The organism is Nocardia sp. NPDC055029 (genome assembly GCF_053608525.1).
On sequence record NZ_JBSGVQ010000007.1, the window covers coordinates 104,952 to 120,356 of the forward strand.

14 protein-coding genes are annotated in these 15,405 nt (G+C 69.3%); 10 read left to right on the forward strand and 4 right to left on the reverse strand.

What is annotated here, in order from left to right; genetic code table 11:
* Positions 1–91: 91 nt before the first annotated feature.
* From ACWF9G_RS09185 to ACWF9G_RS09205, 5 genes are read left to right on the forward strand one after another with little or no spacing between them, the layout of a single operon-like run.
* On the forward strand, positions 92–1,963 hold the full coding sequence (locus tag ACWF9G_RS09185) for a methylmalonyl-CoA mutase family protein (protein ID WP_452514667.1): 1,872 nt from the start codon (positions 92–94) through the stop codon (positions 1,961–1,963).
* Positions 1,963–4,227 (forward strand): methylmalonyl-CoA mutase, encoded by a 2,265-nt coding sequence (scpA, locus tag ACWF9G_RS09190; RefSeq protein WP_452514668.1) that lies wholly within the window; start codon positions 1,963–1,965, stop codon positions 4,225–4,227. The genes ACWF9G_RS09185 and scpA overlap by 1 nt, the downstream gene beginning before the upstream one ends.
* Entirely contained in the window at positions 4,224–5,318 is a 1,095-nt protein-coding gene (gene meaB, locus ACWF9G_RS09195) for a methylmalonyl Co-A mutase-associated GTPase MeaB (RefSeq protein ID WP_452514669.1), read from the forward strand. The genes scpA and meaB overlap by 4 nt, the downstream gene beginning before the upstream one ends.
* Before the next feature lie 58 nt (positions 5,319–5,376).
* Positions 5,377–5,742, forward strand: coding sequence for an ArsR/SmtB family transcription factor (locus tag ACWF9G_RS09200; protein WP_452514670.1), 366 nt, complete (start codon positions 5,377–5,379; stop codon positions 5,740–5,742).
* Positions 5,739–6,212 carry an SRPBCC domain-containing protein gene (locus ACWF9G_RS09205; RefSeq protein ID WP_452514671.1) on the forward strand — a complete coding sequence of 158 codons (474 nt, stop codon included), beginning with the start codon at positions 5,739–5,741 and terminating at the stop codon, positions 6,210–6,212. Before ACWF9G_RS09200 ends, ACWF9G_RS09205 begins: the two co-directional genes overlap by 4 nt.
* Positions 6,213–6,218: 6 nt before the next feature.
* Here the strand turns inward: ACWF9G_RS09205 and ACWF9G_RS09210 are convergent, their stop codons facing one another.
* Entirely contained in the window at positions 6,219–7,703 is a 1,485-nt protein-coding gene (locus ACWF9G_RS09210) for a multicopper oxidase family protein (protein ID WP_452514672.1), read from the reverse strand.
* 158 nt (positions 7,704–7,861) lie between these two features.
* Between ACWF9G_RS09210 and ACWF9G_RS09215 the strand changes: the two genes are divergently transcribed.
* The 4 genes from ACWF9G_RS09215 to ACWF9G_RS09230 all read left to right on the forward strand — a co-directional run bounded on the left by ACWF9G_RS09215 (position 7,862) and on the right by ACWF9G_RS09230 (position 11,536).
* Positions 7,862–9,007 carry a sensor histidine kinase gene (locus tag ACWF9G_RS09215; protein ID WP_452514673.1) on the forward strand — a complete coding sequence of 382 codons (1,146 nt, stop codon included), beginning with the start codon at positions 7,862–7,864 and terminating at the stop codon, positions 9,005–9,007.
* On the forward strand, positions 9,004–9,642 hold the full coding sequence (locus ACWF9G_RS09220; protein ID WP_452514674.1) for a response regulator transcription factor: 639 nt from the start codon (positions 9,004–9,006) through the stop codon (positions 9,640–9,642). Before ACWF9G_RS09215 ends, ACWF9G_RS09220 begins: the two co-directional genes overlap by 4 nt.
* Before the next feature lie 95 nt (positions 9,643–9,737).
* Positions 9,738–10,367 carry an NAD(P)-dependent oxidoreductase gene (locus tag ACWF9G_RS09225; RefSeq protein ID WP_379308266.1) on the forward strand — a complete coding sequence of 210 codons (630 nt, stop codon included), beginning with the start codon at positions 9,738–9,740 and terminating at the stop codon, positions 10,365–10,367.
* Between the two features lie 122 nt (positions 10,368–10,489).
* Positions 10,490–11,536, forward strand: coding sequence for an alpha/beta hydrolase (locus tag ACWF9G_RS09230; protein WP_379308265.1), 1,047 nt, complete (start codon positions 10,490–10,492; stop codon positions 11,534–11,536).
* On the opposite strand, the gene ACWF9G_RS09235 is transcribed toward ACWF9G_RS09230, so the two are convergent.
* From ACWF9G_RS09235 to ACWF9G_RS09245, 3 genes are read right to left on the reverse strand one after another with little or no spacing between them, the layout of a single operon-like run.
* Positions 11,537–12,418, reverse strand: a complete 882-nt coding sequence (locus ACWF9G_RS09235) for an amidohydrolase family protein (RefSeq protein WP_452514675.1) — start codon at positions 12,416–12,418, stop codon at positions 11,537–11,539.
* Positions 12,415–13,458 carry a nucleoside hydrolase gene (locus tag ACWF9G_RS09240; protein WP_452514676.1) on the reverse strand — a complete coding sequence of 348 codons (1,044 nt, stop codon included), beginning with the start codon at positions 13,456–13,458 and terminating at the stop codon, positions 12,415–12,417. Before ACWF9G_RS09240 ends, ACWF9G_RS09235 begins: the two co-directional genes overlap by 4 nt.
* A 58-nt stretch (positions 13,459–13,516) precedes the next feature.
* Positions 13,517–14,731, reverse strand: coding sequence for an FAD-dependent monooxygenase (locus tag ACWF9G_RS09245; RefSeq protein WP_452514677.1), 1,215 nt, complete (start codon positions 14,729–14,731; stop codon positions 13,517–13,519).
* Positions 14,732–14,834: 103 nt separating this feature from the next.
* Between ACWF9G_RS09245 and ACWF9G_RS09250 the strand changes: the two genes are divergently transcribed.
* Positions 14,835–15,404, forward strand: a complete 570-nt coding sequence (locus ACWF9G_RS09250) for a TetR/AcrR family transcriptional regulator (protein ID WP_452514678.1) — start codon at positions 14,835–14,837, stop codon at positions 15,402–15,404.
* Position 15,405 lies beyond the last annotated feature (1 nt).

The following is a 15,405-nucleotide window of genomic DNA, read 5'->3' on the forward strand; positions in this document are numbered from 1 at the left end:
TGGTTCGCCGCTGTATCCGCTGCTGGGTTGGTGCTGCCGGATCGGCAGTACACCGGGGTGCGGTCGTCGAATGGAAGAGGGAACAGCAGCTATGCCGATTGGTTCAGAGTCCGGGGCGGGGCTCGCACCGGATCCGGTGCCCGAATATGCCGCATGGCGCAAGGGCGTGGCGGGCGTGCTGGCCAAAGCGCGACGAGTCGAGGCATCCGAGCTCCCCGCGGAGCCCGAGCATCTGCTCGACGAGACCACCTATGACGGGCTCACCATCGCCCCGCTCTACACCCGCCGCGACGAGCTGCCCGAGCAGCCGCTGCCCGGCGCCTTCCCGTTCGTCCGTGGTGGCAGTGCCACCCGCGACCCGCAGCGCGGCTGGTTCGTCGCCGCCTTCGCCGGCTCGGCCGACGCCGCGGCCACCAACCAGACGATCCTGTCCTGGCTGGAGAACGGCGTCAGTGCCCTCTCGCTCGGGGTCGGCGCCGACGGCGTCGCGATCGCCGACATCCCCACCGCGCTGTCCGGCCTGCTCTTCGAACTGGCCCCGCTGACCCTGGTCGCGGGCGCCGACGTCGACGCCGCCGCCGACCAGGTCTTCTCGCTGCTCGACGGCTACCAGCTCGCCGACCGCGCCGAGATCCAGGTCGGGCTCGGCGCGGCCCCGCTGACGAGCGCGTTCGCCGGCACCGCCGACATCGACACCGATCAGGCCGTCGCGCTGGCGTCCCGCGCGATCGCCCGCCCGGAGACGGTGCGCGCGATCACGGTCGACGGCACCGCCTTCCACAACGCCGGCGCCGCCGACGCCCAGGAACTCGGCGCGTCCGTCGCCGCGGGCCTGGCCTACCTGCGCGCACTGACCGCCGCGGGTGTCGACATCGCCGACGCGTTCGGTCAGCTCGAGTTCCGCTTCGCGGCCACCGACGATCAGTTCGCCACCATCGCGAAATTCCGTGCCGCCCGGCGACTCTGGGCCCGCGTGGCCCACGTGTGTGGTGCGCCCGCCTTCGGCGCGGCTCCCCAGCGCGCGGTCACCTCGGCCGCGATGATGACCCAGCGCGATCCGTGGGTGAACCTGCTGCGCACCACCCTGGCTGCCTTCGGCGCCGGTGTCGGTGGTGCCGACTCGGTCACCGTGCTGCCCTTCGACTCCGCGCTGCCCACCGGCGAACTCGGTGTGTCGCAGTCGTTCTCGGAGCGCATGGCCCGCAATATCCAGCTGCTGCTGCTCGAGGAATCACGCCTCGGTCACGTCCAGGACCCGGCCGCCGGCTCCTGGTACGTCGACTCGCTGACCGACGAACTGGCCGCCAAGGCCTGGGAGTTCATGCAGGAGATCGAGGCCGCGGGCGGTTACCCCGCCGCGCTCGCCGCCGGTCTGGTCGCCGAGCGCATCGCCGAGACGGCCGCCACCCGCGCCGCCGACATCGCGCACCGCAAGACCGCGGTCACCGGCGTCAACGAGTTCCCCAACCTCGCCGAGACACCGCTGTCGGAGCAGGCGCGCGCCGATGTCTCGGTCGCCCGCTACGGCGCCGCGTTCGAATCGCTGCGCAACCGGTCCGACGCGTACCTGGCCGCCAACGGCGCCCGGCCGAAGGCGCTGATCGTTCCGCTCGGCCAGGTCGCCGAACACAACGCGCGCACCATCTTCACCGCGAACGTGCTGGCCTCCGGTGGCATCGAGTCGGTCAACCCCGGCCCGCTGACCGTCGACGGTATCGCCGCCGCCGCTGCCGAATCCGGCGCGCGGATCGCGGTTCTGTGTGGTGCGGACAAGCGCTACGGTGAGGAAGCGGGCGCCGCGGTCGACGCGTTGCGCGCCGCGGGCATCGACACGGTACTGCTGGCCGGGCCGGAGAAGTCGGTCGCGCAGTACAGCGGTACACAGCGTCCCGACGGGTACCTGACCCTGCGCATCGACGCGGTCGCGGTCCTGTCGCAGCTGCTGGAGAAGGTGGGAGCCTGATGACCACATCCGATATCGAGCACCTGATCGGTAGTTTCGCCGAGGTGCCGCTCACCGAGCGCGCGCCCGAGGCCGCCGACGTGGACGACGCGCAGGTGAAGGAGTTCGTGGCCGAGGCCGCCGCGGCCAACCACACCACCGCCGACCAGCTCACCTGGGCCACACCCGAGGGCATCGACGTGCCGCCGGTGTTCACCAAGGCCGACCGGGATGCCGTTGTCGCGCAGGGCTATCCGCTCGACACGGTGCCCGGTGTCGCGCCGTTCCTGCGTGGTCCCTACCCGACCATGTATGTCAACCAGCCGTGGACCATCCGCCAGTACGCGGGTTTCTCCACCGCCGCCGACTCGAACGCCTTCTACCGCCGCAACCTGCAGGCCGGTCAGAAGGGCCTGTCGGTCGCCTTCGACCTCGCCACCCACCGTGGCTACGACTCCGATCACCCGCGCGTGCAGGGTGACGTCGGCATGGCAGGCGTCGCGATCGACTCGATCCTGGACATGCGCCAGCTCTTCGACCAGATCCCCCTGGATCAGGTGTCGGTGTCGATGACCATGAACGGCGCGGTGCTGCCGATCCTGGCGCTCTACGTCGTCGCCGCCGAGGAGCAGGGCGTCACGCCCGAGCAGCTGGCCGGAACCATTCAGAACGACATTCTGAAAGAGTTCATGGTCCGCAACACCTACATCTACCCGCCCAAGCCCTCGATGCGGATCATCTCCGACATCTTCGCCTTCACCAGCGCGAAGATGCCGAAGTTCAACTCGATCTCCATCTCGGGCTATCACATCCAAGAGGCCGGTGCCACCGCCGATCTGGAGCTGGCCTACACCCTGGCCGACGGTGTGGAGTACATCCGCGCCGGTATCGCGGCGGGCATGGATGTCGACAAGTTCGCCCCGCGCCTGTCGTTCTTCTGGGCGATCGGCATGAACTTCTTCATGGAGGTGGCCAAGCTGCGCGCCGGGCGCCTGCTGTGGAGCGAGCTGGTCTCCAAGTTCGAGCCCAAGAGCGCCAAATCGCTCTCGCTGCGCACTCATTCGCAGACCTCCGGCTGGTCGCTCACCGCGCAGGACGCCTACAACAATGTGGCGCGCACCTGTATCGAGGCGATGGCCGCGACCCAGGGTCACACCCAGTCGCTGCACACCAACGCCCTCGACGAGGCACTGGCGCTGCCGACGGACTTCTCCGCCCGCATCGCCCGCAACACCCAGCTGCTGATCCAGCAGGAGTCCAACACCACGCGCCCGATCGACCCGTGGGGCGGCTCGTACTACGTCGAGTGGCTCACCCACCAGCTGGCCGAGCGCGCCCGCGCCCACATCGCCGAGGTGGAAGCGCACGGCGGTATGGCACAGGCGATCTCGGAGGGCATTCCGAAGCTGCGCATCGAAGAGGCCGCCGCCCGCACCCAGGCGCGCATCGACACCGGGCAGCAGCCGGTGATCGGCGTCAACAAGTACCAGGTCGAAGAGGACCACGAGGTCGAGGTCCTCAAGGTCGAGAACTCGCGCGTGCGCGCCGAGCAGATCGAGAAGCTGGAACGCCTTCGCGCCGAACGCGATTCGGCCGCCGTCGAGGCCGCGCTGGCCAACCTGACCCGCGCTGCCGCCGCCACCGAAGGCGGGATGGAGAACAACCTGCTGGCGCTGGCCATCGACGCCGCCCGGGCCAAGGCCACCGTCGGTGAGATCTCCGACGCACTGGAGAAGGTCTACGGCCGCCATCAGGCCGAAATCCGTACGCTCTCCGGTGTGTACCGTGACGAAGCAGGCAAGGCATCCAACATCGGCGCGGCCATCGCGCTCGTCGAGGAGTTCGGCGAAGCCGAGGGCCGTCGTCCCCGCATCCTGGTCGCCAAGATGGGCCAGGACGGCCACGACCGCGGCCAGAAGGTGATCGCCACCGCGTTCGCCGACCTCGGCATGGACGTCGACGTGGGCCCGCTGTTCCAGACCCCCGAAGAGGTGGCGCGCCAGGCGGCCGACAACGACGTGCACATCGTCGGTGTCTCCTCGCTGGCCGCAGGCCACCTCACGCTGGTGCCCGCCCTGCGGCAGGCACTGGCCGATGTCGGTCGCCCCGACATCATGGTCATCGTCGGCGGCGTCATCCCGCCCGGTGACTTCGACGAGCTCTACGAGGCAGGCGCGGCGGCGATCTTCCCGCCCGGAACGGTGATCGCCGATGCCGCCATCGACCTGCTGAAGAAGCTGGCCGCCTCCCTGGGCCACGAGATCGGCGGCGGCACAGCCGAATGAGCGACGCCGCACACACGGCCGGGGGTGGCCAGGCCCACCCCCGGCTCGGCACCACCGCGGGTGTCGGTGCCCCGCGCAACGGCGACCGGACCGTCACCGGCGTCCGCCGCACCATCGACGTCGACGCGCTCGCCGACGAGGTGAAAGCCGGACAGCGCTCGGCCCTGGCCCGCGCGATCACCCTGGTGGAATCCACCCGCGCCGACCATCGCGAACTGGCCCAGCAGTTGCTGCTGCGGCTGGGCACCGAGCCGGGCACCGTGGTGTCCAACCGGGTCGGGATCACCGGTGTCCCCGGCGTCGGCAAATCGACGTTCATCGACGCGCTCGGCATGTACCTGCTCGGCAAGGGGCATCGGGTCGCTGTCCTGGCCGTCGACCCGTCCTCGACCCGCACCGGCGGGTCGATCCTCGGTGACAAGACGCGCATGGCCCGGTTGTCGCTGGAAGCCGACGCGTTCATCCGGCCCTCGCCCACCGCGGGCACCCTCGGCGGTGTCGCCAAAGCGACCCGGGAGACCATCGTGCTGCTCGAGGCCGCCGGCTACGACGTGATCCTGGTCGAGACCGTCGGCGTCGGCCAGTCCGAGGTCACCGTCGCCAACATGGTCGACGTCTTCTGCTTCCTCACCCTCGCCCGCACCGGTGACCAGCTGCAGGGCATCAAGAAGGGCGTGCTGGAGCTGGCCGAGCTGGTCGCGGTCAACAAGGCCGACGGCAAGCACGAGATGGAAGCCAAGAGCGCGGCCCGTGAACTGCAAGGCGCCCTTCGGCTGATCCACCCGCACGACGCTCTCTGGCGCCCACCCGTGCTCACCATGAGCGGTCTGGAAGGCCAGGGCCTGGACAAGTTCTGGGACACAGTCCTCGAACATCGCCGCGTCCTCACCGAGGCGGGGGAGTTCGCCGAGAAGCGCCGCCGCCAGCAGGTCGACTGGACCTGGACCATGGTCCACGACCAGATCCTGCGCCGCCTCGCCGACAACCCGGCCGTGAAATCCGTTCGCGCCCAAGTCGAATCCGCCGTCCGGGACGGCACGCTCACTCCGGCCCTCGCCGCCGAACAAATCCTCGGCGCCTTCGACGCCTGACCAGAATTTTCGCAACCAAGGGTTGCGCGAACTCTTGTCGGCGTGAATACTTAGGTATGTGCCTAAGTATTCATCGGGTGAGCCGGACGGAGGACTGGACAGCGTCTTCCGGGCGCTGGCGGATCCGACGCGGCGGGCGATCGTCGAGCGGCTCGCTCGCGGCCCTGCGTCGGTGTCGGATCTCGCGGCGCCGTTCGAGGTCGCGCTGCCGACGATCGTGCAGCACCTGAAGGCGCTCGAGGCAGGCCAGATCGTCAGCTCGGCCAAGATCGGGCGCGTGCGCACCTACCAGCTGGTGCCCGGGGCCTTCGGGCTCGCGATCGACTGGTTGCGCCAGCAGCGGCCACCGGCCGAACGGCAGCTGGACCGGCTCACGGCACTACTCACCGAATCAGCGAACAACACAGAGGGAGAACAACAATGACCGACACCGCTACCCGCTCCATCGCCCACGCTCAGTTCACCATCGAGCGCGAGGTGCCCGTCGCCCCTGCCGTCGCGTTCCAGGCATTCGCCGATCCCACCGTCAAGAGCAAGTGGTTCGGCGGCGAAGAAGGCTGGGAACAGGGCGAGGTCTCCGTCGACTTCCGCGTCGGCGGCCTCGAGATCAACGAAGGCACCTTCCAGGAGACGATGACCTCCCGTTTCGTCGCCATCTACACCGACATCATCGACAACGAACGCCTCGTCTACACCTACGACATGTGGCTCAACGGCGCCCATATCTCCACCTCGGTCGCCACCTGGGAATTCGAGCCGACCACCACCGGCACCAAGCTCACCCTCGTCGAATTCGGCGCCCACCTCGACGGCCACGACACCGGCGCCCAGCGTGAGGAGGGCACCCGCGAGCTCGTCGCGGCCCTGGCGAAGTACCTGGAATCGGTTGCCTGACGCGGCTCACCCGTGCCCCATCGTCCCCCTGTCCATCGGCGCCGGCTGCTGTCCCGGCGCCAGGACCAGGAACTGGCCCATCATGCCCTGGTCCTCGTGATGCAGCAGATGGCAGTGGTACATGTACGGGAACGTCGGGTCGGTGTGGTCGGCGAAGTGCATGGCCAGGGTGTAGGTGGCGCCCGGCGCGGTATAGACGGTGTCCTTCCAGCCGGAAAGTGCCGGGGGAGGCGGGTTTCCGTCGATCGCCAGGATCTGGAACTGGACATCGTGGACGTGGAAGTTGTGCGGCCAGTTGTCCTTGTTGCGCACCGACCAGACCTCGGTGGTGTCGACGGGAATCGTCATATCGATGCGGTTCATGTCCATCCGGCGGTTGTTGATCATGAACCACTGCAACTCGAAGGTCCGCGTCGGCGCCGTGTTCGCCGCGGCGAGTGGGCTCATCGGCACGAGTGCCGCGGGGAGGGCCGCCGATGGCCGCAGGGTGTCGGCGGCGCGCAGGGCAAGGATGTCGAAGGAGTCGTCGAAGCCGAACTCGGCGGCCCGATCGATGCCGTCGCGGTCACCGATCGGCAGGGACCGTAGCGTGACATTCTCGCCCGCGCGGACGGTGACCACGATCTCGGCCCGCTCACCCGGACTGAGCGGGAGCTGGCTCAGGGCAACGGGTTCCGGCATAAGCCCGCCGTCGGTGCCGATCAGCTGGAACTGTCTGCCGTCGGCGAGCGCGAGGTTGTAGAGGCGGCCCGACGACCCGTTGAGGATGCGGAGCCGGACGCGCTCGGTCGTGACTGTGAAGTGGGCGCCCGCGATACCGTTGGTCACGATGATGTCGCCCAGCAGGCCGACATCGGTGGCGTCGGATTCGTCGAGCCCACCGTCGGCGGTGAATCGGCGATCCTGGATCACCAGCGGAATATCGTCTACGCCATAGTCTTTCGGTAGCTCCAGGCGATCGGTGGCATCGTCGTCGATCAGGAAGAAGCCGGCCAGCCCGCGCTGGACATGCTTTTCGGTCGCGCCGTGCGGGTGGGGGTGATACCAGAGCGTGGCGGCCTGCTGATCCACCCGCCAGCGCGGCGTCCACTCCGTACCGGGGGCGATCATCTGATGCGGTCCGCCGTCGAAGGCCGCGGGCAGATGCATCCCGTGCCAATGCACCGAGGTCGGCTCCGGGAGATCGTTGACGACGGTGACCGCGACCTCCTCGCCTCGCCGGGCCCGGAGGGTGGGGCCGAGCACCGACCCGCTGTAACCCCAGGTCGGTGTGCGGGTGCCCGGCAGCATCTCGGTGCTCCCGGTCCGCACGCGCACGCTGAACCGCCGGACACCGTCGGCGCCGACGGTCGACGGTGCCGGCGGCGGAATCGGCAGCGGACGCGTTGCCGTCCCTGCCGAACCCGGCGCCGGGGGCCGGATCGAACACCCGGCCGCATAGGCGACCGGGACGAGGGCGAGGCCGGTGAGGAATCCTCGTCGCGAGACCACATGTGCTCCTTGTCTGTGCGGGAACCTCCAGCGTCGACCGGCCGCGACCTCGGCAACTCCGCCCAGCGGCCGGACCCCGCCGGACCGAATCCGGCCGCGCGGCCCTTGCGGACGCGCCGATCGCGTGCTAGCCGTGCTCCGTCACCTACCGTGGGTGCGTGATCGACATCAGCGCACACCGGGATCCACGGCGGCTCCTGCGCTGGCTGCCGCTGGTGCTGATCCCGGTATTGCTGCTGGCCAGCACCTACCCGGGGCAGTACCGGGTGCCTGCGCACTACTGGGTGCTCGCCGTCACCGCGGGTGTGGTGTTCCTCGCCGGAGCTCGGTGGCCGCTGGCGGTGTCGATCGTGCTGTCCGCGCTCGCGGTGCCGATGCTGCGCACACCGGCCTGGGGCGTGTCGGGCCTGGTGCCCTATCTCGGTGCGGTGGCGCTGGTCGATGTCGTCGCGCGCACGCATCGGCGCGGCATCGTGTGGGTGGCGACGGGGTGCTGGGCGGCGGCCGTCGTCCTCGGGCGGGTCGGCCTGCACGACACGTCCATCGGCCGGGCGTCCACCGTCGTCGAGGCCGTGGCGTATGTGGGGCTGCCGCTGCTGCTCGGGCTGTACCTCCGTGGTCAGCGAGACCTCACGGAGAACCTGCGGATGCGCGCGGCCGAGGCCGAAGCGCGAACCCGCGTCGACGAACGCGCGGCCATGGCGCGGGAACTGCACGATGTGGTCGCCCACCACATGGCCTCGATCATTCTGCGCATCTCGGTCGCCGGACATGTTGTGCGGGAAGCAGATCCGCGCATCGTCGCCGTTCTCGACGATGTCCGCGGCACCGCGGCCGACGCGCTGGCCGACATTCGCCGCTTCCTCGCGGCGCTGCGTGATCCCGCGCTCGGGACGGTCTCGCTGGTCGAAGCCGACGCGGTCGTCAGCGAGGTCACCGCCGCGCTCACCCGGGCCCGCGCCGCCGGATTCACCGTCGAGGCCGACATCGGCACCGAACTCGCCACGCTCGACGCGATGAGCAGACTCACGCTGTTGCGGCTGGTCCAGGAATCGCTGACCAATGTCATGAAACACGCGGATCGCGGTGTGCCCGTGCGATTCCGGATCGGCAAGCGCGACGACGGCATCGGCATCGAGGTGGTCAGCGGCGGCCGCGACACCCCGGCACCGCCGGGACACGGCATCGTCGGGATGCGCGAACGGGTCGCCCTCGCCGGCGGTAACCTCTCCGTCGGCGCCGACGCCGGGCACTGGGTGGTGCGAGCCTGGCTGCCCGTAGCGGTGCGGGGAGCCGACGCGTGATCACGGTGCTGCTGGTGGACGACCAGCGTCTGGTGCGGGCAGGCCTGCGGATGCTCATCGAGGACACCACCGACCTCGCCGTCGTCGGTGAGGCGGCCGACGGCGTGGAGGCGGTGCGGCAGTTCGCCGAACTCGCGCCCGACCTCGTCGTCATGGACCTGCGCATGCCCGGCGTCGACGGCGTCGCGGCCACCCGGCGGATCCTCGCCCTGTCGCCGCGCGCGAAGGTGCTCGTGCTCACCACCTTCGACGACGACGATCACCTGTTCCCCGCCCTCGCCGCCGGAGCCGCAGGGTATTTCGTCAAGGACACCGACCCCGAGGTCCTGCTCGACGCCATCCGCCGCACAGTCGACGGCGACCTGCTGTTCTCGCCTATCCTCCTGCGCCGCCTGGTGAACCGGGCCATCGAAGCCCGATCGGCTCCCGACCCGGTCCCCGCACCCGATCTGACCGCTCGCGAGTTCGACGTCCTGCGCCTGGTCGGCGAAGGGCACGGCAACCAAGAGATCGCCGACCGCCTCCATCTCGGCGTGAGCACCGTCAAGACCCACATCGCGAACCTGCTCGAGAAGACCGGCACCGACAACCGGGTCCGCCTCGCCGTCTACGCCTCCAAGCTCACCGGCCACTGATATCTCAACAGTGAGATACATCATGATTAACTAACTCAATATTGAGATATATTCGACGTGTCAGTGAGTCGGGTTGTCGCACAGGAGGATTGATCATGCGGATCGCGGTGTTCGGAGCGGGTGGCGCCGTCGGCGGCAGGGTGGTGGCCGAAGCGGTGGCGCGTGGGCACGAGGTGACCGCGGTGGTGCGGCGGGCTGTGGAGATGCCGGACGGCGTGCAGGTGCGCATCGGTGACGCGGGGTCCGCCGACGACGTCGAAAAGCTGAGTGCCGGTCACGATCTCGTGATCGCGGCGACGCGGCCCGCGGCCGGGCGCGAGACCGAACTGCCGGTGGTCGCGGCGGCGATGCTCGACGGTGTGGCCCGCAGTGGTGTGCGGCTGCTCGTCGTGGGCGGTGCGGCGACGCTGGCGGTGCCAGGCGCCGGGGCATTGCTGCACGAAACCCCGGACTTCCCCGCCGAACTCGCCGCGATCGCGCAGGCCTGCGCCGAACAACTCGCCGCGTGCCGAGCCGATGTGGAGGCCGACTGGACCTATCTGAGTCCGCCCGCCGAGCTGGTTCCGGGTGAACGCAGCGGGAGCTACCGGGTCGGCGCCGACGAACTGCTGGTCGACGTCGACGGAGTGTCGACCATCTCGATGGAGGATTTCGCGGTAGCCCTGCTCGACGAGGCGGAGCGCCCGGTTCACCGACGTGCGCGCTTCACGGTGGCGGCGTCCTAATTCGCCCAGGTGTCATTGTTTCTGGTGACGAATCGGTAAGGAACCGGTAACGGTGATGTGATCTCTGCCGATACTGGGACCGACCGCACTGAGTGGTCGGTTTTCAGTAGGAGGCTCGATCGATGAGGTGCCGCGGCGCGGTCTCGGCGTTGGTGGCGGTGCTCGTCGCCGTGGGTTCGACAGTGCTCGGCGCGGGCGGCGTCGGTGCGCAGGCGCCGGAATCCGGTGCCGTGGTGACGAATCGGGCGGTCGCTGTCGACGGGTCGCGGGCCGAGGTGACCTCGGTCGACGGGCGCCAGGTGACGGTGCGGATCTTCTCGGCGGCCATGGCGCGCGAGGTCTGGGTGAAGGTGCAGCGACCCGTGGACACCTCGGTGCCGCGGCCGTCGCTGTATCTGGTGAACGGCGCCGGTGGCGGCGAGGACACCGCGACCTGGGAACAGAACACCGATGTCGTGGACTTCCTGGCAGCCAAGGACGTCAATGTCGTCATGCCGGTGGGCGGTGCGTGGAGCTACTACACCGACTGGCGCGAACCGGATCCCAGGCTGGGCGTGAACAAGTGGCGCACCTTCTTCCTCGACGAGCTGCCCGCGCTCGTCGACACGATGTTCGAGACGACCGGACGGAACGCGATCGCCGCGAACTCCATGACGGTCACCTCGGTGCTGCAGCTCGCGATCGCGAAACCGGGCCTGTTCCAGTCGGTCGCGGCCTACAGCGGCTGCGCGCAGATCAGCGACCCGGTGGGCAGGCAGTTCGTGAACGTCGTCGTCGGCACCGGTGGCGGCGACGCGTCGAACATGTACGGCCCGCCCGGTGACCCGGAGTGGGTCGCCAACGATCCCGTCGTCAATGCCGAGGGTCTGCGCGGCACCAAGCTCTACATCTCCAACGGCAACGGCCTGCCCGGCGAGCACGACACGCTTGGCGACCCGCACCTGGTCACGTGGGGGCCGGTCGGCCTGGCCAACCAGATCGTGGTCGGCGGCGTGATCGAGGCCGCGACCGGCTGGTGCACCAAGAACCTGCAGGACCGGCTCGCCGAGCTCGACATTCCCGCCACCTTCGACGTGTCGACCCAGGGCACCCATTCGTGGGGCTACTGGCAGAAGGCGTTCAAGAACTCCTGGCCGCTGCTGGCCGAGGGGATGGCGATTCCCGCCTGATCAGCGCAGGTCGAACAGCGCGACCGCGTTGTCGTGGCACACCTTGCGCAGCCAGTCCGGCCCGAGATCCAGCCGCTCGAGCGCCTGGACGGCCTCGGCGTACGGGTAGGGGATGTTGGGGAAGTCGCTGCCGAACAGAATGCGATCGGCGAAGCGGCGCAGCCGTTCCCGCTCGGCGGGCGGGAACGGCGCCCCGCCTTCGCTGAAGTCGGTCCACACCATCGTCGTGTCGAGGTGGAGCCGCGGGTACCGCTCGGCCAGGTCGAGGAACTCGCTGTACTCGGGGGTGCCCATATGCGCGATGATCAGCCGCAGCGCCGGAAAGCGGCGCAGCAGTTCGGCAATGGGCGCCGGGCCGGTGAATTCGCCGGGGGCCGGCCCGGATCCGCAGTGGATGAGCACGGGCACACCGGTCTCGGCCAGGATCGCCCACACGGGGTCGAGCAGTGGGTCCAGCGGTGAGAACGCGCCGACCTGAATGTGCACCTTGAAGACTCGCGCGCCGCCTTCGATCGCGGCGCGGACGTACCCGGGCGCCTCCGGTTCGGGGTAGAACGTGGCGGTGTGCAGGCAGTCGGGTGTGCGGGCGGCGAACTCGGCGGTCCACTCGTTGAGCCAGGCGGCCATCTGCGGCTTGTGCGGGTACACCAGCGAGGTGAACGCGCGGACGCCGAAGTCGCGCAAGGTCTTCAGCCGGACCTGTTCGTCGTCGCGGTAGGTGATCGGCCACGGACGGCCGGTCAGCGGGCCGACCTGGTCGAAGTACGCCCACACCTTCTGCATGACCTGGTCGGGCATGAAGTGGGTGTGCACGTCGACGATCGCGGGCAGCTCGAGGCGGCGGCGGAAGTCGGCGAGATAGGCGGCGGTATCGACGGTCACGAGGGCGGCTCCGGGTACAGGCGACGGGCGAAGGCGCCGACGCGGGTGACGAGACGTTCGAAGAAGACGGCGGGGTCGGTGCCGATCACGATGTCGGCGTTGGGTTCCCTGCCCCACATGCCCGCCCAGTCGGCGACGGTGGTCGCCCGGGTGATGGTGCCCGCCAGTTCGACGTCGACGGTGGCGGGGCGGGTCAGCACCAGAGCCGGGTCCAGCGCGACCGCCGCCGCGAACGGATCATGCATGTGCGCGAGGTAGCCCAGGTCGTACAGATGGTGGAAGTCGAAGTAGAACCGCACCGCGTCGACGAGATACCGGATGATCGGATTGCTTGCCGTCGAACGCCATTCGGGGGCATCGCCTGCGGCGACCCGTTCGATCGGCGTGCTGTGCGCGGCCTCGGCCAGCCGGGCCAGGTGCTCGGGCCGCATCTCGATGGACTCGGTGATGTCGAGCGCGCACACCAGCGGTCTGCGATCCGGCGCGGCCGCGGAGAACGCGTCGAACACCTCCTTGGCCGCCTCGGGGTCGACGTGGATGTTCCACTCGTTGGTCGGCGTGGTGTTGCCCGGATGGTTGAACGCGCCGCCCATGATCACCAGGCGTCGCAGCAGCCGGGGCAGTTCGGGTTCGATGCGCAGGGCCAGCGCGAGATTGGTCAGCGGGCCGGTGCACAGGCCGATCGCCGAGCCGGGGTTCGCGCGAGCCAGGTCCACCCACATCTGCGCCGCCGACCGGTCCGACAGCGGACGTGTCGAGACAGGCAGCTCGGCATAACCGAGGCCCTGCGGGCCGTGCGTGTCCTCGGTGGTGCGCAGTGGCACGGCCAGCGGTCCGTCCGCGCCCGCGGCCACCTCGATCTCGTCGGCGTCGGCAAGATCGAGCAGGGCGAGGGTGCTCGCGGCCACCCGCGCGGTCGGCACATTGCCCGCGGTCGCGGCGATCCCGATGATCCGCGCCTCCGGTGACGCCAGCAGATACAGCAACGCCAGCGAATCGTCGATTCCGGTATCGACATCGAGGATGATCTGCTGTGCCACAGGTCGAGCGTAACCGCGGCGGTAGGCCCGGATCCCGCGGGAGGTCCGGGCCGGGCGATCAGTAGGTCGGCAGGGTGAACTCCTCGGTGTGGCCGAAGAAGATCTTCTTCGTGATCGGCCGCATCGGACGCGACATCATCATCCGCACATTCACCTTCGACAGGCTGGTCATCAGCTTGGTGCGCGGAAGCATCATCGCGATACCGCCGCCGGGAATCTCTTTGGCCTTGGCCAGGAACGGCGTGATCGCGTCCTGATAGCGCCGCAGGGCACCGTGCGGGTCCGCCGGCGTGGCGGCGATCTCGGCCGCGAGCACGTAGGCGCCGACCACGGCCATCGCGGTGCCCATGCCGGTCATGGGGGAGCCGCAGTAGCCCGCGTCGCCGACCAGCGTGACACGGCCGACGGCCAGGTCGGGCACGTCGACGCGGGCCAGCTCGTCGAAGTAGAAGTCGGCGGTGGTCTCCATGGCGGCGAGAACCGCGGGCGCATGCCACCCGGCCTCGCCGATGGCCCGGCGGATCAGGGCACGCTGGGCGTCGGGGTCGCGACGCAGCGCGGGGTCGGCGTCGGTGCGGATGGTGATGATCGCCTTGGCGGTCGCCGGGTCGCCGTCGGGGCGGATACCGAGCATGGCGCCGGGTACCAGGCGCATGCCGAACCAGCCGGGCTCCACGTTGGGCGGGGTCGGCATCGTGAAGAACGCGCCGTAACCGCCGAGATTGGTGCTGAACTGCTCCTCCGGGCCGAAGACGAGCCTGCGCGTCGCCGAGTGCACGCCGTCGGCGCCGATCACCAGGTCGAAACGTTCGGTGCGGCCCGAGGCGAAGGTGACCGCGACGCCGGTGTCGTCCTGCTCGATCTGGTCGATCCACTCGCCGTAGCGGTAGTCGAGGTGGCCGTCGTCGGCGGTCGCCAGCGCGTCGAGCAGGACCTGGTTGAGGTCGCCACGGGTGATCTCGATCTCGGCGACCGCGCCTTGGCCGTCGAAATCCTCCATCGCCATGCGGGCGTAGACGCGGCCGTCACCGTCGATGTAGGACATGCCGCGCTCGTCGAGCTGATACTTGCGGATGCCCTCCATCAGGCCCATCCGCTCGGCCGCTTCCCGGCTCGGTCCACGCAGATCCACGGCCTGGCCGCCGGGGCGGGGGACAGCGGCCCGCTCGACGACAGTGGTGCGAATGCCGCTGCGCAGCAGCTGAAGTGCGACCGCGTTGCCCGCGATACCGCCGCCGGAGACCAGAACGTGCAGGGGGCTGGTGGTGGTCATGGTGTTTCCCGTCTGGAGAACGAATGTCTTAGACATATGTCTAACACACGGGTTGCACGTATGTCTAGTACAAATGTCTAAGACGGTCGGGTAGTCTCGGGGCATGGGCAATCGAGAAGACCTACTGGCGGGGGCGCGCAAGGTCATCCTGGAACGCGGCGTGGCCAAGGCGACCGCGCGCGATATCGCTACGGCCGCGGGGGTGAGTCTGGCCGCGATCGGCTATCACTTCGGGTCCAAGGAACGGCTGGTCACCGAGGCGCTGAGCGAGGCGCTCGGCAATGCGATCGGTGACGCGATGGAGGAGTTGATCGACGCGGGCGCAGGTACATCGCCGCTGGCCGGCCTGACCCGGCTCTGGAACGGAATGCCCGCGGTGTTCGCCGACAACCACGAGGCGATGCTGGCCAGTCTGGAGAACATCGTGCGGATCGTGCGCTCCGACGAGGCACGTGCCCAGCTCGGTGACCAGTTGTCGCGTGCCTATACCGATCTCGCGGCGAATCTGCGCGCGGCGCATCCGGAACTCGACGAGGCACAGGCCGACGCGATCAGCCGGCTGTACTTTGTCCTCGCGCAGGGCCTGGGTGTGCTGTGGTTGCTGAATCCGGGCGAGGTGGTCGCCGACGGTGATCAGCTGGCGGAGGCGGTGCGCGCGCTCGCGGGGCGCTGAG

Coding starts and splice junctions, on each gene's coding strand:
- ACWF9G_RS09185 (WP_452514667.1), top strand. CDS start 92: ATGCCGATTGGTTCAGAGTCCGGGGCGGGGCTCGCACCGGATCCGGTG.
- scpA (WP_452514668.1), top strand. CDS start 1,963: ATGACCACATCCGATATCGAGCACCTGATCGGTAGTTTCGCCGAGGTG.
- meaB (WP_452514669.1), top strand. CDS start 4,224: ATGAGCGACGCCGCACACACGGCCGGGGGTGGCCAGGCCCACCCCCGG.
- ACWF9G_RS09205 (WP_452514671.1), top strand. CDS start 5,739: ATGACCGACACCGCTACCCGCTCCATCGCCCACGCTCAGTTCACCATC.
- ACWF9G_RS09225 (WP_379308266.1), top strand. CDS start 9,738: ATGCGGATCGCGGTGTTCGGAGCGGGTGGCGCCGTCGGCGGCAGGGTG.
- ACWF9G_RS09230 (WP_379308265.1), top strand. CDS start 10,490: ATGAGGTGCCGCGGCGCGGTCTCGGCGTTGGTGGCGGTGCTCGTCGCC.
- ACWF9G_RS09245 (WP_452514677.1), bottom strand. CDS start 14,731: ATGACCACCACCAGCCCCCTGCACGTTCTGGTCTCCGGCGGCGGTATC.
- ACWF9G_RS09250 (WP_452514678.1), top strand. CDS start 14,835: ATGGGCAATCGAGAAGACCTACTGGCGGGGGCGCGCAAGGTCATCCTG.